Annotated in this window: 11 protein-coding genes, 1 tRNA gene, 1 pseudogene and 1 CRISPR repeat array; of the genes and pseudogenes, 7 read left to right on the forward strand and 6 right to left on the reverse strand. The window is 58.0% G+C overall.

The features are described from left to right. Nucleotides 1–31 precede the first annotated feature (31 nt). From NQ492_RS08825 to NQ492_RS08835, 3 genes and pseudogenes are all read left to right on the forward strand, one after another. Nucleotides 32–1,303, forward strand: a complete 1,272-nt coding sequence (locus NQ492_RS08825) for an aminotransferase class I/II-fold pyridoxal phosphate-dependent enzyme (protein WP_015546483.1) — start codon at nucleotides 32–34, stop codon at nucleotides 1,301–1,303. Between the two features lie 159 nt (nucleotides 1,304–1,462). Beyond that, a tRNA-Gly gene (locus tag NQ492_RS08830) sits at nucleotides 1,463–1,535 on the forward strand. A 260-nt stretch (nucleotides 1,536–1,795) separates the two neighbouring features. Beyond that, nucleotides 1,796–2,077: pseudogene (locus tag NQ492_RS08835) on the forward strand (DUF4372 domain-containing protein); the annotation flags it as partial. A 33-nt stretch (nucleotides 2,078–2,110) separates the two neighbouring features. Then, nucleotides 2,111–2,868: direct repeats of the CRISPR family, unit length 36 nt; unit sequence GTTGTATCTTATCGAAATTCTACATCAAACCACAAC. Nucleotides 2,869–2,997: 129 nt separating this feature from the next. Here NQ492_RS08835 and cas2 read toward each other — a convergent pair. Genes cas2 through cas9 form a run of 3 tightly spaced genes read right to left on the reverse strand, consistent with a single transcriptional unit; the run spans nucleotide 2,998 to nucleotide 7,884 of the window. Further along, on the reverse strand, nucleotides 2,998–3,336 hold the full coding sequence (gene cas2, locus NQ492_RS08840) for a CRISPR-associated endonuclease Cas2 (protein WP_044054107.1): 339 nt from the start codon (nucleotides 3,334–3,336) through the stop codon (nucleotides 2,998–3,000). A 4-nt stretch (nucleotides 3,337–3,340) separates the two neighbouring features. Further along, a complete protein-coding gene (cas1, locus tag NQ492_RS08845) occupies nucleotides 3,341–4,228 on the reverse strand; it encodes a type II CRISPR-associated endonuclease Cas1 (RefSeq protein ID WP_015546482.1) in 888 nt (295 codons plus the stop codon). Then, the gene (gene cas9, locus NQ492_RS08850) at nucleotides 4,222–7,884 is read right to left on the reverse strand and encodes a type II CRISPR RNA-guided endonuclease Cas9 (RefSeq protein WP_044054106.1); all 3,663 of its coding nucleotides are present in this window, start codon (nucleotides 7,882–7,884) and stop codon (nucleotides 4,222–4,224) included. Before cas9 ends, cas1 begins: the two co-directional genes overlap by 7 nt. Here cas9 and NQ492_RS08855 point away from each other — a divergent pair, their 5' ends adjacent. Further along, the gene (locus tag NQ492_RS08855; RefSeq protein WP_157359457.1) at nucleotides 7,885–8,352 is read left to right on the forward strand and encodes a hypothetical protein; all 468 of its coding nucleotides are present in this window, start codon (nucleotides 7,885–7,887) and stop codon (nucleotides 8,350–8,352) included. Between the two features lie 83 nt (nucleotides 8,353–8,435). Here NQ492_RS08855 and NQ492_RS08860 read toward each other — a convergent pair whose 3' ends face one another. After that, a complete protein-coding gene (locus tag NQ492_RS08860; RefSeq protein ID WP_015546480.1) occupies nucleotides 8,436–10,301 on the reverse strand; it encodes a glycoside hydrolase family 2 protein in 1,866 nt (621 codons plus the stop codon). Between the two features lie 447 nt (nucleotides 10,302–10,748). Between NQ492_RS08860 and NQ492_RS08865 the strand changes: the two genes are divergently transcribed. The 3 genes from NQ492_RS08865 (at nucleotide 10,749) to NQ492_RS08875 (ending at nucleotide 15,372) form a co-directional block, all read left to right on the forward strand. Continuing rightward, nucleotides 10,749–11,321 (forward strand): helix-turn-helix domain-containing protein, encoded by a 573-nt coding sequence (locus tag NQ492_RS08865; RefSeq protein ID WP_015546478.1) that lies wholly within the window; start codon nucleotides 10,749–10,751, stop codon nucleotides 11,319–11,321. Nucleotides 11,322–11,383: 62 nt separating this feature from the next. Then, complete coding sequence (locus tag NQ492_RS08870) at nucleotides 11,384–13,852, forward strand: heavy metal translocating P-type ATPase (protein ID WP_015546477.1); 2,469 nt, start codon at nucleotides 11,384–11,386, stop codon at nucleotides 13,850–13,852. A gap of 122 nt (nucleotides 13,853–13,974) precedes the next feature. Beyond that, nucleotides 13,975–15,372 carry an alanine/glycine:cation symporter family protein gene (locus NQ492_RS08875; RefSeq protein ID WP_044054722.1) on the forward strand — a complete coding sequence of 466 codons (1,398 nt, stop codon included), beginning with the start codon at nucleotides 13,975–13,977 and terminating at the stop codon, nucleotides 15,370–15,372. 4 nt (nucleotides 15,373–15,376) lie between these two features. Here the strand turns inward: NQ492_RS08875 and NQ492_RS08880 are convergent, their stop codons facing one another. Both NQ492_RS08880 and pflA read right to left on the reverse strand, forming a co-directional pair. Beyond that, complete coding sequence (locus NQ492_RS08880) at nucleotides 15,377–16,531, reverse strand: acyltransferase (protein WP_015546475.1); 1,155 nt, start codon at nucleotides 16,529–16,531, stop codon at nucleotides 15,377–15,379. A 120-nt stretch (nucleotides 16,532–16,651) separates the two neighbouring features. Next, on the reverse strand, nucleotides 16,652–17,377 hold the full coding sequence (gene pflA / locus NQ492_RS08885; protein WP_083810187.1) for a pyruvate formate-lyase-activating protein: 726 nt from the start codon (nucleotides 17,375–17,377) through the stop codon (nucleotides 16,652–16,654). Nucleotides 17,378–17,457 lie beyond the last annotated feature (80 nt).

The following is a 17,457-nucleotide window of genomic DNA, read 5'->3' on the forward strand; positions in this document are numbered from 1 at the left end:
AGAGACATAAACTCATAATTACAAGACAAATATGGTTGATATTTTTGCACGCCTCGAGAAAAATGCGGGCGGACCGATCGGTCAGTACATGTCGTACGCCCACGGTTATTATGCCTTTCCCAAACTCGAAGGCGACATCGGTCCCCACATGGTTTTCCGGGGCAAGAAGATGCTCAACTGGAGCCTGAACAATTACCTCGGACTGGCCAACCACCCCGAAGTGCGCAAGGCCGACGCCGAAGGCGCCGCGCAGTTCGGCATGGCGGCCCCGATGGGCGCCCGCATGATGAGCGGACAGACCGTTTACCACGAGCGTCTGGAGCGTGAGCTGGCCGCGTTTGTCGGCAAGGAGGATGCCTTCCTGCTCAATTTCGGTTACCAGGGCATGATCTCGATCATCGACTGCCTGCTGACCCCCCGCGACGTGGTCGTCTACGATGCCGAGGCGCACGCCTGCATCATCGACGGACTGCGCCTGCACAAGGGCAAACGCTTCGTTTTCGGACATAACGACATGGAGTCGCTGCGTCTGCAGTTGCAGCATGCCACGGATCTGGCCGAGGAGCAGAACGGCGGCGTGCTGGTGATCACCGAGGGCGTGTTCGGCATGAAGGGCGACCTGGGCAAGCTCGACGAGATCGTGGCGCTGAAGAAGGATTTCCAGTTCCGTCTGTTGGTGGACGACGCCCACGGCTTCGGTACGATGGGTCCGGGCGGTCGCGGCACGGCGGCGCATTTCGGCGTTGTCGACGGCGTGGACGTGCTCTTCAACACCTTCGCCAAGTCGATGGCCGGGATCGGCGCTTTCGTGAGCGGTCCCCGCTGGCTGATTAACCTGCTGCGCTACAACATGCGTTCGCAGCTTTACGCCAAGTCGCTCCCGATGCCGATGGTGATCGGCGCGCTGAAGCGTCTGGAGCTGATCCGCAACCACCCCGAATTCCAGGAGAAACTCTGGGAGAACGTCCGTGCGCTCCAAAGCAGCCTGAAAGAGAACGGGTTCGAGATCGGTGTGACCAACTCGCCGGTGACGCCCGTCTTCCTGAAGGGCGGCATTCCCGAGGCCACGAATCTGGTCGTGGACCTGCGCGAGAACCACGGTATTTTCTGCTCGATGGTGGTTTATCCCGTGATTCCGAAGGGTGAGATCATCCTGCGCATCATCCCGACGGCGGTGCATACGCTGGAGGATGTGAAGGTTACGATTGAGGCTTTCAAGGCCGTTCGCGAGAAACTCGAAACCGGCGTATACGCTTCGATGCCCATTCCGGCACGTGCCGACGAAGGGTTTATGGTCCGCTAAAGGCGGTTTCCGATACGGATGTCCCCGGCTTTGCGGCCGGGGACATTTTGTTTTTGACAAAAGTAGCCGAAAAATTTTGCAGAATAAATTTTTCATTTTATATTTGCAGTCTCGAAACGCAGGAAACGATGTTTTCCCGGGGCGGAGAAGATAGCTTTTGCGGAAATAGCTCAGTTGGTAGAGCGCAACCTTGCCAAGGTTGAGGTCGCGGGTCCGAGTCCCGTTTTCCGCTCTTAATAAACGAGTGATAATCAATAAATTATCGCTCGTTTTTCTTTTTCTACCGTGTGTTACAGATGTCCGTTGTGTAACACAAAATGCCTTGAAATCGCCGTTTGTGATACAGAGTGTGATACATAAAATCGTGCACTACTGTCCCGTAAAAGCGGGCAAGTCGGTCTTTGAAATAGTTGAAACATAGTCTATTAGAAGTAATTTTTCATGTGCGACGATTTGAATTTGTAATTTTGCAGCCCATAAAGGGACTGCTCTATGAACAAAGACAAATATGTATTCGCTCAATTGGTTGCATTTCTCGACAACAACAAGTTCCGTCACCTGGTTGACAAGTATGATGGGAACAGGTATGTCAAGAACTTCACCTGCTGGAATCAGCTCATGGCACTCATGTTCGGACAACTCTGTAACCGTGAGAGCCTGCGTGATGTTGTCGTTGCATTGGAGACTCACCAATCCAAATGTTATCACCTTGGAATGGGGCGTAATCCAATAGCGAAAACGACATTTGCCACTCGAAATTCTACATCAAACCACAACTATCCTCGCGCTGCCGTTAAGGACGGCCGAGTTGTATCTTATCGAAATTCTACATCAAACCACAACACCTTACTTACGTATTTTACGCAGTATCCTGTTGTATCTTATCGAAATTCTACATCAAACCACAACACGCCTTTGCTCTTCTCCGTGTAGATCATCGTTGTATCTTATCGAAATTCTACATCAAACCACAACTTCAAGCCGTTCAATTACGTAAGGGGGCGCGTTGTATCTTATCGAAATTCTACATCAAACCACAACAAGGCGATGGACCTGTATCCACGGCATTCCGTTGTATCTTATCGAAATTCTACATCAAACCACAACCAATCGTCGCAGTTACCTGTTGCATCATCGGTTGTATCTTATCGAAATTCTACATCAAACCACAACAAGGCGCGGTATAATATCCCGGACGAGTTGTTGTATCTTATCGAAATTCTACATCAAACCACAACTTACCCAAGGGCACAAAAAGAGTCGCCTGAGTTGTATCTTATCGAAATTCTACATCAAACCACAACGATAAATGATATACATGCTTTCCTATATCGTTGTATCTTATCGAAATTCTACATCAAACCACAACAGCAGCGATCTCTTGATACGTTCGCCTTGTGTTGTATCTTATCGAAATTCTACATCAAACCACAACACGCCGACACTCTTCTTGCTTACTGGGATGTTGTATCTTATCGAAATTCTACATCAAACCACAACAGCGAGTTCGCCATAAGCTCGGCCACTCAGTTGTATCTTATCGAAATTCTACATCAAACCACAACGTCGGGCCTCATATTGATTGATAAAGTGTTACTTACGGGCTGTCTGCCACTATAAAAATACGATCGGGTGTTCCGACGAAGCCAGTTTGATGCATTTTCCGTATTTCAAAGAACGAAAATAACGATTTATCAGAAAAATTCCAATTGTTGCGGAATTTCCGGTTTTGCTCGTTCGCTTTTACCCCAAAAATTTAATATGTCTCCATACTGTTTGTCCGTTACAGCAAGAATACTTGTAAATCCTGTCGGAGGCATCGATCGTCGAACCCGCTTAATGTGAACCTGCATATTCTCCTTCGATGCACAATGGCGCACATAGACTGAATACTGCATCATTGTGAAACCATCTTTTTCCAACGCCTTGCGAAATTGCGCCGCATGACGTCGTTCCGTTTTTGTATTGGTTGGCAAATCAAAAAAGACAAACAACCACATGATTCGATAAGCATTCAAGCGTACTTCTGACATTCGACTACTCCAATAAAGGATATGCAATCTTTTTTTGGGTTCCAGCAAAGCATTTGGCCAGGGAAGAGGCTGAAAACATAAGTCCTACTTCGAGAGGTCGCACAACCTTGTCGAAACGAGTATCGACAAACAGGAGCCGCAACAGTTCGCCTTTCACCTTTTTGGTCAGTTGTGTATTCCCGTTTCTGTAAAGTTGGTAGACCAATTCGTCGACATACGGTCGATAGGGTTCCATTACGTCATCGGCCAGCGGAAAGGAGTTGTAACGATTCCGATGGAAGATCCCGAATGCTGGGAACAGTCCGGAGCCCATGATCGCACGGGCCACGGCGGCTCGCAGGATCGTATAGCCGTAATTGAGCAGGTTGTTGGGCGGCGAACCTTCGCGGGAACGGTAAAATTCGGCACCGAACAGTTCTGACCAGTAGATTCTCGCTGCTATGCCCTCCCGGTTGTCGGCGTCGGCGCTCTTGACATTCATGTAGCAGGGTTTCAGTTTGTCTCCGTCATACCCCAGCTTCCGCAGCAAGGCAGCCTGGTTGCGGATTTTGGTCTCGACGATCTGTTTCCAAAGGCCCTTCTTCAGCGGTTCGGATGCAGCGATCTGCATCCGATAATGTTCACCTTGCGTTCTGTTTGAATCCAAATTCATCAACAAGGCGTTCGGCATTCGGTTCTCTCCGCACAGGATAACTGCCACGTTGTTGTCCGACAGCGCATTCAAGAGCGGCAGCGTGATGGAGGTCTGCTGGTCCTCCAGCACCACGAAGCCGATATCCTCGATCGGGATGCTTTTCCGTTGGTCGGGGGCCTCGCGCGTGTGGATGATCATCTGGCCGTTGCGCAGGCTCAAACAGTAGGGTGTCGAAAAAAACAAGGTTCGTTTCAGCATGGCCGGTCATCTTTGAATTTTATCTCGCCCGTTACGGTCAGTTCGAAATCATAACCTTCCACCAACATGTTAAAATTGGAAACGCTGAGGCGCAATTTCGGTGATGGATTGGATTGGCAGAATTGAGAGGTCCCAGCTCCATATAAGGAGGTAAGTGTTTTCTGATCTCGGGCCTCCTGATGAAAGAGGAACTGTACCCGTCCTTCTGCAGCCATTGCTGTTACCTTGTAGAGTCGTTTTACCAACTCCTTGCGGGTACATTCATAAAGTTCTGCCGGGGTATTTTCATAAAACAGGACCATGGTCCCCGTTTTTAAGATGTATTTCAAGGGGAAACCGTTCGTGTCGGTCTGCGGTACCAGATCGGGGCGGGCTTCCCGGTCAGCGCTGGCTTTGAAATATTGGGCAGCTTCGAGGTTGCTGACGAGTTCAAAGGTGCGTTTCGTTTTGCCCTTTTTGTCCTGGCCCTCATAGATGACCGTGCAATAGTTCCCCTCATTTACGACATGATAATCCCGCTTGTACTCTTTTGCAGATAGGTCGCGCTGTTTTTTTAGCGCGATCGGATGTTTGACACTCGGTGTGAAGATCCGCACCTTGCGGATGGGAATGCCCTTTTCCCGGTTCATCCAGATCGTGTATTCATCGGGATTCATCGCCGTCTTGAATCCGACCTTGTCGATTGCCTCCCGTACGCGATCCCGGACTGCATCGTCGATAATCTTGTCGATGTCCGTCGGCTGTAACTGCGCGAGCGATTTGCGGATGACATAGCGGATCTCTCCATCCTGCTTAATAGCGCCGTAGAAGGTATCCTGATGCAACCGGCAGCGAGCCGTGTCTCCTTGCTGGTAGATTGGTTCCCCGTCGGCATTCAACTTTATCCGGCCGCGAACCCGTAACTTCCTGCGCGTCTGTTTGGTCATGTTGTCGGGCGTGTGGTGGGCAACGAGCAGTTCGTCGGCCGCCGCCTTGACATCTTCGGTAAAGGTCGGCCAGGGTTTCTCGAAGCGGGGTTTGCCGCTTTCGCCGTAGCCGTATCGCTCCTCGTCGGCGACATATTGCGCCCAGCGGTCGTACTCCCGGCGGCCGATACAGGCGATCGTGATGGCGTCGATGCAGTGGTGGACGTGGTTCGTGCGCTCCTTGCGGGCATACTCCTCCTGCAGTCCCCACATCTTGCGGAACGCGGCGGTCGTGGAACCTTTGACCGTATAGATTCGGTCAAAAACCGTCTTCAGATAGAGCCGTGCATATTTGCCGATGATGCCGATGTCGACTCCCTGCCGATTGCTGAATCCTTCGGGAATCTCGGCCATGGTGAAGCGTTCGTATTTCCCGCGCCAGTAGTCGAGTTGCATCTGCAAATAGTGACGGCGCTGAATGGCGTCGTCCTTTTCGGATTTAATCGCTGCGCTTTTGCTCCTGCGAACCTGGGCTTCAATCTGCTTTTGCAGACTCTCCATTTTTTCCCGCCAACCAAACGATTCGATCCGCTCCATGATCTCGACATGGTTGGACAACTCGGCCGGCAGTTTCGCCCGTTTTGTCTCCCGGTTGAACCGGTTTTCGCAGAGCGTCTTGTTCATCTGCGAGTCATCGCCGCCGCGAGCCTGCGGGAGCGTGTGCTCGATGTCGAAATCCGGAGCCGACCCGACGAAGTCCGAAATGCGGATTTGCCGCCCGGTATAGGGACAGACGTGCTGCTGTTCTTCCCACAGCCGGTATTTCAGCACTTCGTCGTCCGAGGGTTTTATCTCGCGGCCGGTTTCGGCGGCATACTGGCTGTGGATCTCTTCGGCATATTTCCGATTCTCAACCTCCCGTTCCCGCTGATACTGCTCGATGGCCTTCCGCCTGTTCGCATCATTGAGTCCGCGGGCGAATTCAATCCGGATCTTCGTGTCTCGGTCGATCCTGCCTTCGCGTAACAGCGTGTTTATCAGGTTGCGCAATCGGAACAGGGCCCGCATGGCCATCGGGTTGCGAATGGCCGCAGTACGTGGAGAGCCGAGCTGCAGAATGCCATTTGCCTTGGGTTGCGCATCCGGATAGGTCTCGATTTTCGAGGGATGATAAAGACGCATCAGACGAGAGGCATCCAATCCATGATCGCTGAAATAGTCGGCAATGCGGTGCTCCTTTGAATCGAACTTGTTATACGGATTTCGCTTGTAGTCAAGCAGCAGCGAGGCGATGTCCTGTTCGATTTCATGCCGACGGCTTTCGTCGGCATAGACCTCCTTCGGAAGTGCCGCCCGCAGGTTGGCCAGGAATACCGCCTCGTCGTACCGATAGCCACAGCGCAGATAGACCAGAATCTTGCCGATGGCATTTAGGCTCAACGCCGCGTAATCCTGCGGGAGTTTGATGGCTGCAAACGCTTTGGCTTGTTCATCCGTGAGTTGCAATTTTTCGCAGGCCCAGCTACGCAGCCGACCTTCGTCGTTGAACGAAAAGAGGGCGTGCCATACGTCATTCAACATCTGGTCCTCGTTTTTTCCTGCTCCAAGCAGGTAAAGGCTGCGAATCTCCGTAATCCAGTCGTCTCCGAAGATCGCTTGCAGCGATGCCGTGACGGGGCATCCCGATACGGTGGCCGTGCGGGCGAAATTGAAACGATAAGGAGCTTCTGTACGCTCCTCTTTGCAGGCATATTTCCCTTTGCCGGCGATTCTGCGGGCGATCTCTTCGAAATCGAAATAAGGCTTGCTTTTCCGGAAGAAGAGCGAACGAATCGTCTCGAACTCTTCCTGTGTCAAAGGTCGTGGAGCATTGTCGCCCGGTCCTGTAATCCGGATGTTGTTGACGAACGACAGCATCCGGAACTCCTCAAAACGGGGATGCGAAACGGGGCACCGACTCTTCGTCGGCTCGAAGGTGCATCGGCCGACTGACCCCTTCTGCGATTTGAGGTCGCGCTGGAAAAAGATTGCCCGATGCAGCGCCTTACGCCATTCGTCGGGCAATTGCTGCCGGTCGCAGATGGCATTGAACTCGGCCAGGTAGTGTTCGTTGCGCGAGGTGTATTTGTCGCGGATTCGTTCCTTGTGTTGGTACAGTCCGTAGAAATATTCTCCGAGGTACCGACACCCTGCCGCTGCTATTTCAGCCGACAGATTTTTGATACACTCCTTGACCGTGCCGTCTTCTTTCTCATTTCCTGCTTCCTTGCGATTGCTGAGGAATCCGCGTCGCTGTGCCAAATGATAAAGCGCCCGGCCAAGCAGCCAGCGCTGTGTGCGATTCCCGAGATCGAGCCGCTCGGACAGGGCTACATAACGATCGTGGTAAGGATTTCGATCCCCATTGTCGTCGGTTCGCTGCCAACGGAGGAATTCATTGTCCTGCGGGTAACGTTTCTCTTTTTGCCAGGCGGTCAACAGCTCCTCGGGCAACGGCGGGCAAAGGTCGTAACGGATGAGTATTTTGAGCAGTTCGATTTTTCGCAGACGCCGCCGGAAATAGTGGCGGCGCAGTGCCCGGGCGCTCGTCCGATCCTGAACGGCAGGTTTTTCATTGTTTTTGTCGCGGGCAACTCCCTCCTGGAAAATGTCTACACCTTTGTCAATCAGCGTATATTCGTTCTCCGATTCATCGACAAGGGCCCATCCCAGTGAGTTGGTGCCAAGGTCCAAACCCAATACTTTTGCCATATGAAGAAAGTGTTTTCTGTAAAATTAAATAAAAAATTGCAGAAATTCATCTTTTTTTACTATATTTGTGGTGTAAGAATTCTACATCTTATCACAATAAGGCTATATGCCGAAGGTTTTCAACCTATTGTCTCCGCGTACTCCGTGGAGACTTTTTTATATTTCGTGAATAATTTAAAAACCCTCGGTTGCTATTGCGGAGTGTGCCGGCGCTGTGGCTTTTTGCCTTCGGGAGTTCATGGTGCCGAAAACAGAAGGTCGCATGTCGGACCGTCCGCCACTCGCCGTGCGACGCACCGACATGAAGCATCTCCAATTGCAGCGTTCATCAAGGGCATATCGTTGGAATATGCAGGAATACTTTATATCGAGACTCTGAAACCGGGAAAACACGCGAATAGAAATTCAGCGACGCCTTCTGTTTCCGGGCGCATTCGTGCACGAGGCTCTGCCGCGGGCGGACGATGACGAACCGGATAAAAAGCGCACCCCGAAATCCCTTTCCGGATTTTCGGGGTGCGCTTCATTCGGGCGGGCGGCTGTCCGGCGCGTTATCGGGCGGGATGTTCCGGGCGTTTGCTGAAAATGGCCTTGATCCGGTCCATGTCGAACTTGGCCGAGCGGTCGTAGCAATAGATGCCGTTCTGTTCCTGTTCCACGTCCGTGAGCTGGGTGTAGCAATAGCCCCACACCTGTCCGGAGAGCGAGAGCAGCGCGTCTACCTGGCCTTCGAGCCGCGTGTAGAACTCTTCGAGCGTACGGGGCGCCTGTCCGTAACCCCACGATTCGGTCTGGGAATCCGTGGCCTGCTTCTCCTGGTCCTTCACCCATTTGATGCCGCCGAATTCATCGACCAGGTAGGGGCACGAGCCATCGTACTGCGGCCAGGCGTAGTTTGCGGTCGCCTTCACCTCGTTGAATCCGATGTTGCGCGTCTGGTCGCGGGTCGTCCGCAGGCGGGGATGGAAGAACGTGCCGTCGCTGAAGATTTTCTCTTTCAGTTTGGCCGGGTTCTGCTCGTAATTGTGGACGGCCCAGATGTCGGTCCTGACGACGGCGCCGCCGCTGACGGTGTTGACGGGGCGCGTCGGGTCGAGGCGCCCCGTCAGGTCGTAGACGTCGGAGGCGAAGCGCGGGAACTGCGTGTTGTCGGGCCACCACTCCTCGTTCATCGGCGTCCACGTCAGCAGCGAGGGGTGGTTCCGGTCGCGGACCACGCATTCGGCCCATTCGGAGAGGAAGTTGCGGGCCGTCTCCACGTCGTTGGCATCCATTCCCCAGCTGGGGCTTTCGCCCCAGGTGATGTAGCCGAGTCTGTCGGCCCAGTAATAGTAGCGTTCCTCGAAAACCTTCTGATGCAGGCGCGCGCCGTTGAACCCGGCGGCCAGTCCCAGTTCGATGTCGCGGCGCAGGGCGTCGTCCGATGGAGCGGTCCAGATACCGTCGGGGTAGAAACCCTGGTCGAGCACCAGCCGCTGGTAATAGGGTTCGTTGTTGAGGTAGATTTTGTTGCCTTCGATGTGGACCTTGCGCATCCCGACATAGGATTTCACGGCGTCGAGCACCTGGCCGTCGGGGGCGACCACCTCGTAGGTCAGGTCGTAGAGGAACGGGTCTTCGGGACACCAGAGCCGGGCCTTTTTGACCGGGATGACGACGACGCTGCTGTTCGACGCCCGGACCTGCCGCGTGCCGACGACCTTGCCGCCGTCCCGAAGGGTCACCCGGAGCGTGTTCGGGCTTTCCCGGAAGAACTGCGGGGCGACGATCAGCTGCTGCTGGTCGATGTCGGTCGTCATTTGGACGCGTGCGAGGGCCTCGGGAGCCACGGCCTCCATCCACACCGTCTGCCAGATGCCTGTCGTGCGGGTGTAGTCGCAACTGTGCGAGGCGTATTGCAGCGACTGTTTGCCGGCAGTCTGTTTGCCGCTGCGCAGGTCGCTCGTGGCGAAGACGACCAGACTGTGGCTGCCGCCCGACTTCACGAATGCGGTGATGTCGTAGGAGAACGACGTGCTGCCCCCGAAGTGGCGTCCGACGAAGCGGCCGTCGACATACACCTCGGAGGTGTAGTACACGGCTCCGAAGTTGAGCATCACGTTGCGTCCCGACCAGTCTGCCGGAATGTCGATCGTACGCTGGTACCAGATGCGGCCGATGAAGTCCGTGTGGCCGACGCCCGAGAGCTTGCTCTCCGGGGCGAACGGCACGATGATTTTGCCGTCGAATCCCTTCGAGCCGGCGTAGCCGCGTTCCAGGCCGCTTGCGCCGAAATCGAACGTGTAGGTCCATTCGCCGTTCAGGTTGATCCAGTCCGTCCGCTCGAACTGCGGGCGGGGATATTCCGGGCGGGGGATCTGCGAAAACAGACACGCGGCCTGAAGCAGGAAAAAGAGGGTGATTGCGGTTTTCTTCATGGTTGTTTTTGGTTGGTTTGCTTGTTTTCGGGGTGGTTATTCCGGTGCGATGTCGAACCGGCCGGGCGGCTCCGTGCGCTGCGCCCCGGCGAGCGGCGGCAGCATGCCGCAAGGGAGCAGCAGCAGGATGTGCGCATGTTTCATGGCTTCGTCTATGGGTTTGCTGTGCCGAAGTTACGAAACTTTTTCGGAATACGGAGCGGGTCAGAGGTTAATTTTGCAGGGGAACAGGCTGAAGACCCGAAAAAAATAGACTATATTCGTACGATCAAAACTGCCCGACTGATAGGAAAAAGAGACTCTTGCACTGTTGGGGACCCTGCACCTTCGTCGGAGCGCAGGTCCCGTGGCCGACGCTTTTCAACGGCCGGAACCTGAAAGGCTGGAAGACGGTCGGCGGGACGGAATCGTTTTTGTGTTATATTTACGGATAAAACGAATGCGGTTATGGAACGGGAGAACGTCTTTTATATCAAAAACATGGTTTGCAACCGCTGCATTCTGGTCGTCACCCGGCTGCTCGAAAAAGCGGGGTTCACGCCCCTCGATGTCGGACTGGGAACGGTCGTCGTGCAGGAGAAGCCCGGCCGGGAGCAGCGGGAGGCGTTCCGCAAACTGCTCGAAGCCTACGGGTTCGAACTGATCGACGACAGCCGGATGCGCCTCATCGAGCAGATCCGGACGGCCGTGATCGAATTGGTGCATTACAGCGAAGATGCCTCGAAAGTCAACCTGTCGGATTACCTGCGCGAACGCTGCCACCGTGATTACAGTGCGTTGAGCAAGCTCTTTTCGGAGGTCAACGGCATCAGCATCGAGAAATACTTCCTCGCCCAGCGGATCGAGCGGGTCAAGGAACTGCTGGCCTACGGCGACCTGACCGTCAGCGAGATCGCCGACAAACTCCGTTATTCGAGCGTGGCGCACCTCAGCGCCCAGTTCCGCGCCCAGACCGGGATGTCGCCCACTGAATTCCGCCGGCTGAAAGGACGCGGCCTGAAACCGCTGGATGAAGTGTAGGTATAAATCATATCCATAATTCTGTAACACCCGGAGCGTGTCGGGACCTTACCTTTGTTCCCATGGAAAAGAGTAAGATCATCACGAATACGTTCCCGGTCGCAGGCATGAGCTGCGCTTCGTGCGCAGTCCGGGTCGATAAGGCGCTCAACGGCCTGCCGGGCGTCGAGTCTGCGCATGTGAACTACGCTTCCGCTACGGCGCGGGTGGACTACCGTTCGGGGGAGTGCTCTCCCGGGACGCTGAAGCGGGCCGTGCAGGCGGCCGGTTACGACCTGCTGACCGACGCGGAAGGCCCGGCGGAGGACGAGGCGGCGCACGTTCGTGCGGCGCATTACCGGGCGCTCAAACGGCGGACTCTTTGGGCGGCGGGGCTTTGTCTTCCGATTGTGGCCGGAGGCATGCTGTTCATGGACGCTCCGGCCGTGAAATACGCCGTGTGGGCGCTCTCCACCCCGGTCGTTTTCGGACTGGGACGGGAGTTCTTCGTCAACGCCTGGAAACAGCTCCGCCACGGGGCGGCCAACATGGATACGCTGGTTGCCGTCAGTACCGGAATCGCCTATCTGTTCAGCCTTTTCAACCTGTTTTTCCCGGAATTCTGGCTGTCGAGGGGCATCGAGCCGCACGTCTATTTCGAGTCGGCGGCCGTCATCGTCGCCTTCATCCTGCTGGGGCGGCTGCTTGAGGAGCGGGCGAAGCGCGGCACGACGACGGCCATCGCGAAACTGATGGGCCTGCAACCGAAAACCGTCACGGTGATCACCCCTTCGGGCGAACGCTCCGTGCCCGTTGCGGAGCTTCGCGCCGGGGATCTGGTCGCCGTGCATCCCGGCGAACGCATCGCCGTGGACGGCACGGTGGCCGAAGGCGCGTCGTATGTCGACGAGAGCATGCTCAGCGGGGAACCGCTCCCCGTCTGCAAACAGGAGGGTGCGGCGGTGTTCGCCGGAACGATGAATGGCAACGGTGCGTTCCGTTTCCGGACCGACAGGGTGGGGCAGGACACGGTGCTGGCCCGGATCATCCGCATGGTGCGGGATGCGCAGGGCAGCAAGGCCCCCGTGCAGCGGACCGTCGACCGGATCGCCGGCGTTTTCGTTCCCGCCATCATCGTCCTCGCCGTGCTGACCTTCGCGGCGTGGATGCTTTTCGCGCCGGAGGAGGGCTTCACCCGCGGGCTGCTGGCGCTGGTGACCGTGCTGATCATCGCGTGCCCCTGTGCGCTGGGTCTGGCGACGCCCACGGCCCTCATGGTCGGGATCGGCAAGGGCGCCGGACAGGGCATCCTCGTCAAGGACGCTGCGAGCCTGGAGGTGGCCCGGAAGGTCGACACCGTGGTGCTGGACAAGACCGGAACGCTCACCGAAGGCCGTCCGTCGGTCGTGGACGCTGCGTGGGCCGAAGGGTCGGAGACGGCGCGGCGGATTCTGTTCAGCCTCGAAAAACGCTCGGGGCATCCGCTTTCGCAGGCCGTCGTCGAATCGCTCGGCGGGGAGCGGGACGTTCCCGTGACCGGGTTCGAAAGCATTCCCGGGCAGGGTGTCCGGGGCGTCGCGGAGGGGCGGACCTGGTATGCCGGGAACGACGCGCTGCTGTCCCGCCACGGCATCGTGCCCGACGCCCGCCTGCAACGGCTGGCCGAAGGGTGGGTGCAGGAGGCGAAGACCGTGGTTTGGTTCGCCGACGAGGAGCGGACGCACGCCGTGCTCGCCCTTGCCGATGCGCTGAAACCCTCGTCGGCCGGGGCCGTCGCCCGGCTGCACGCGCTGGGAATCACGGTCTGGATGCTGACGGGCGACAACGCCGGTTCGGCGCGTGAAACGGCCCGGAAAGCCGGGATCACCCGTTTCCGGGCGGGCGTCCTGCCGCACGAAAAGGCCGGATTCGTCCGGCAGTTGCAGTCCGAAGGCCGGACGGTGGCCATGGCCGGCGACGGGATCAACGACAGCGCGGCTCTCGCGCAGGCCGATTTGAGCGTCGCCATGGGGCAGGGGAGCGACATTGCGATGGATACCGCGATGGTGACGATCCTCTCGTCGGACCTCCGGAAAATCCCGGAGATGATCCGGCTGTCGCAACTCACCGTGCGGACGATTCGCCAGAACCTCTTCTGGGCCTTCATTTACAACCTCGTCGCCATTCCCGTAGCGGCCGGGGCGCTCTATCCCCTCTGGGGGTTTCTGCTCGACCCGATGATCGGCGGGGCGGCCATGGCCTTGAGCAGCGTGAGCGTCGTGGCCAACAGCTTGCGGCTGAAACGCCGGCGGATCGGCGATGAGTGTGAACATGACGAACCGGTTGAAACCGAAGAAAAGATGAAAAAGGAATTTATCGTGGACGGCATGACGTGCAATCATTGCCGGATGCATGTGGAACATGCGCTGAACGCCCTCGACGGCGTGAAGGCGGTCGTGACGCTGGACCCTCCGGTGGCCGCCGTGGAGTTCTCCGGGCCGGAAATCGGCCTCGGGGAGTTGCAGAAGGCCGTTACGGAGCGGGCCGGGGAGTATACCCTGCGGGCGCGGTGACGACGGACGCCCCTGCGCAGGCGGGGCGTTTTTTTCGTGCCGCGCCGCATCTTTCCGGCGAATGTCCGGCGGAAAATGCGTTTTAGCATTAACTTTGCTGTCGGATCGTGTAAAGTATGCTGATGGAGACTCTTTCCCGTTGGATCGGCGGCGTGAACGACGTGCTGTGGACCTATGTGCTGGTCGCGGCGCTCTTGGGGTGTGCCGTGTGGTTCACCCTGCGCACGCGGGGCGTGCAGTTCCGCCTGCTGGGCGAGATGATGCGCGTGCTGGGCGAGTCGGCCGGAAGCGGCCCGGAGGGCGAGCGGCACGTCTCGTCGTTCCAGGCTTTCGCCGTGTCGCTGGCCAGCCGCGTCGGCACGGGGAATCTCGCGGGCGTCGCCACGGCCATCGTCGTCGGGGGACCCGGCGCGGTCTTCTGGATGTGGGTCATCGCCCTTGTGGGCGCCGCGAGCGCTTTCGTCGAGTCGACCCTCGCACAGCTTTACAAACGCCGCGGCAGGGACTCTTTCATCGGCGGTCCGGCCTACTACATGGAACGCGGCCTCGGGCGGAGGTGGATGGGCGTGCTGTTCGCCGTGCTGATCTCCGTGACCTTCGGATTCGCCTTCAACTCGGTGCAGAGCAACACGATCTGCGCCGCGTGGGAGGGAGCTTTCGGCGCCGATCATGTGTGGGTGGGCGTCGTGCTCACGGCGCTGACGCTGCTCATCATCTTCGGAGGCATACGGCGCATTGCGCGTGTCAGCGGCGTGATCGTCCCGATTATGGCGCTGGGGTACATCGTGCTGGCGCTGGGCGTCGTGCTGTTCAACCTCGGGCGGCTGCCCGAAGTGCTGGAACTGATCGTCGCCGACGCTTTCGGCTGGGAGCAGACGCTGGGCGGCGCGGTCGGCGCGGCGTTGATGCAGGGCATCAAGCGGGGACTTTTCAGCAACGAGGCCGGTATGGGTTCGGCCCCGAACGTCGCCGCCACGGCTCACGTTTCGCATCCCGTGAAGCAGGGGCTTATCCAGACCCTCGGGGTCTTCACCGATACGCTCGTCATCTGCACCTGCACGGCCTTCATCATCCTGTTCGGGGGCGTTCCCGACGCCTCGCTCAACGGCATTCAGCTGACGCAGGCGGCTCTGGAGAGCGAGATCGGTCCCGCGGGCGGGGTGTTCGTCGCCGTGGCGATCTTCCTGTTCGCCTTTTCGTCGATTATCGGCAATTATTACTACGGCGAAGCCAACATCCGCTTCATCACTCCGCGGCCGTGGGCGCTGACGCTCTACCGGCTGCTGGTCGGCGCGATGGTGCTCTTCGGATCCGTGGCGACGCTCGATCTGGCATGGAGCCTGGCCGATGTGACGATGGCGCTGATGACGCTGTGCAATCTGGCGGCGATCGTGCTGCTGGGCCGTCAGGCCTTCCTGCTGCTGGCCGACTACACGGCCCAGAAGCGGCAGGGCATCAAAAATCCGGTCTTCACGAAAGACCGGATTCCCGAATTGAAAGACAAGGCCGAGTGCTGGTAGCGCATTACTCTACCAGCCGGCGCGTCACGCTCCACCGCTGCATCAGCCGCACCACCGCCCAGCTCACGGCGAAGGCCCCGCAGGCGATCAGCGCGATGCGCGCCAGCGCGGGAAGTCCCGGAATCCGCTGCACGAGGTCGTAGCCGGCCTGAACGAAGATGAAGTGGCAGAGGTAGATGCCGAACGTCGCGCCCGCCAGCCGCGAGAGCCATGCGCGGGGCCGTGCGGCGGCCTTCTGCACGAGGATGAAGACCGGGGCGGTCATCATAAAGACGTTGATGCCGGCGAAATACCAGACGATTTCGAGGTAGGCGTAGTTGCCCGGGAAATGCTTCTGCATGGTGATGAAGCCCAGTCCCGTGATGAGGTAGCCGATGATGAAGGACGGGATGCAGATGGCCAGCGTCCTGCGCCAGCTCCACGCGGGCGGGAATTTCACGAGGTAGAAGGCCAGCACGAGGTAACCGGCGAATCCCGAGACGTAGTGGAACGTGCCGAACCCGTTCCAGTCGCAGACGCCGTAAAGCCCCGTGTTGCCGTAATTGCCCGTGTAGCCGAGCGCCGGGGCGAGCATCTTCACGTAGGGCAGCAGCAGCGTCAGGCCCCAGATCGCGAGGACGCTCTGCAACTCGCGCCGCGAGGCCCGCTCGAGCCACGGGCTGATCAGCGGCATGATCAGATAAAGTCCTATCAGCATATAGAGATACCAGAGCGGCGTGGTGTCGTAGCAGAAGTTGAAGACGAAGGTCCACATCTTGTGCAGCGTCGCTTCGCCGGTGAACAGCGCGGGGTCGATCGACGGACTGGAGGTCCCGACGTAGCGCATATACAGGTAGTAGAGCACGGGCAGCGTCAGCGACCAGAAGACCAGCGCCAGGAGGACGCGGCCGATCCGCTTGCGGTAGAAAGCCCCCGTTCCGGTCCGCACGGGCAGCAGCAGCACGCCCGACATCATCACGAACAGCGGCACGCAGGCCCGGACGAAACTGCCTGCCAACGCTCCTTGCAGGAAGGTGGCGCGGTCGCTGTCGAACACGGCGACGAAGGCGTCGCAGCTGTGGGAGAAGACCACCAGAAAGCAGGCGATCACGCGCAGGAGGTCCACCCAGCCGATGCGTTCGCGGGCCGGGACGTTCAGGTCGGGAAGTCGGTTCTTCATTGTCGCAGAAATGGATTTCCGGCGAAGGTACGAAAAAAATCCGGGACCGCCGTGCGTTTTCGCCGCGGCGTCCCGGATTTTTGGTTGTCCGCACTCCCTCCGGCGGACGTCCCCTTCGGGTCAGTTGACCACCACCGTCGGGAAGTATTCGCGCAGCAGGGCCGCGGCGCGGTCGAGCTGTTCGGGGGTGTTCTCCCGCACGTCGCGGAGTTTGTACTCCAGCCCCATCGCCTCGTACTTATGCACTCCGAGGGTGTGGTAGGGGAGCAGTTCGACCCGCTCGACCGACTTGTAGCCGCCGAGGCGTTCGCCCAGCGCACGGATGTCGGCTTCGGCGTCGCTGATGCCCGGAACCAGCACGTAGCGCAGCCAGAAGGGTTTTCCGTGGGCTTCGAGCCAGGCGGCCGTGCGGAGCGTCTGCGCGTTTTCGCGTCCGGTGAGGGCGCGGTGGCGTTCGGAATCGGCCTGCTTCACGTCCAGCAGCACCAGGTCGACCAGCCCCAGCAGCTCTTCGACGGCCGGGTTCCACACCCCGCCGTTCGAGTCGATGCAGACGTGGATGCCGGCCTCCTTCAACGACTTTACGAGCGGAACGAGTTCCGCAGCCTGGAAGGTGGGTTCCCCGCCCGAGAAGGTCACGCCGCCGCGCCGCCCGAAGAAGGGCTTCTGGTCGACGGCCATGCGCAGGATCTCCGCAGGGTCGGTCAATGTGCCCGCTCCGGCCTCGATCGTGTCGGGGTTGGCGCAGTAGAGACAGCGGAAATTGCAGCCTTGGAGGAAAACGACGAGCCGGAGTCCCGGCCCGTCGAATGTTCCCATGGATTCGTAAGAATGTACACGAAGCATGATTGTTCCTTGTTTTTGAATAAGGGGGTTCGGGCGCAAACCGGGTTCCGGTATGCAAATCCTGCGCCCGCCCCTAAAAG

The organism is Alistipes shahii WAL 8301 (assembly GCF_025145845.1).
GTDB classification, from domain to species: domain Bacteria; phylum Bacteroidota; class Bacteroidia; order Bacteroidales; family Rikenellaceae; genus Alistipes; species Alistipes shahii.

Coding starts and splice junctions, on each gene's coding strand:
- NQ492_RS08825 (WP_015546483.1), top strand. CDS start 32: ATGGTTGATATTTTTGCACGCCTCGAGAAAAATGCGGGCGGACCGATC.
- cas2 (WP_044054107.1), bottom strand. CDS start 3,336: ATGTCAGAAGTACGCTTGAATGCTTATCGAATCATGTGGTTGTTTGTC.
- cas1 (WP_015546482.1), bottom strand. CDS start 4,228: ATGCTGAAACGAACCTTGTTTTTTTCGACACCCTACTGTTTGAGCCTG.
- cas9 (WP_044054106.1), bottom strand. CDS start 7,884: ATGGCAAAAGTATTGGGTTTGGACCTTGGCACCAACTCACTGGGATGG.
- NQ492_RS08855 (WP_157359457.1), top strand. CDS start 7,885: ATGAAGAAAGTGTTTTCTGTAAAATTAAATAAAAAATTGCAGAAATTC.
- NQ492_RS08860 (WP_015546480.1), bottom strand. CDS start 10,301: ATGAAGAAAACCGCAATCACCCTCTTTTTCCTGCTTCAGGCCGCGTGT.
- NQ492_RS08865 (WP_015546478.1), top strand. CDS start 10,749: ATGGAACGGGAGAACGTCTTTTATATCAAAAACATGGTTTGCAACCGC.
- NQ492_RS08870 (WP_015546477.1), top strand. CDS start 11,384: ATGGAAAAGAGTAAGATCATCACGAATACGTTCCCGGTCGCAGGCATG.
- NQ492_RS08875 (WP_044054722.1), top strand. CDS start 13,975: ATGGAGACTCTTTCCCGTTGGATCGGCGGCGTGAACGACGTGCTGTGG.
- NQ492_RS08880 (WP_015546475.1), bottom strand. CDS start 16,531: ATGAAGAACCGACTTCCCGACCTGAACGTCCCGGCCCGCGAACGCATC.
- pflA (WP_083810187.1), bottom strand. CDS start 17,377: ATGCTTCGTGTACATTCTTACGAATCCATGGGAACATTCGACGGGCCG.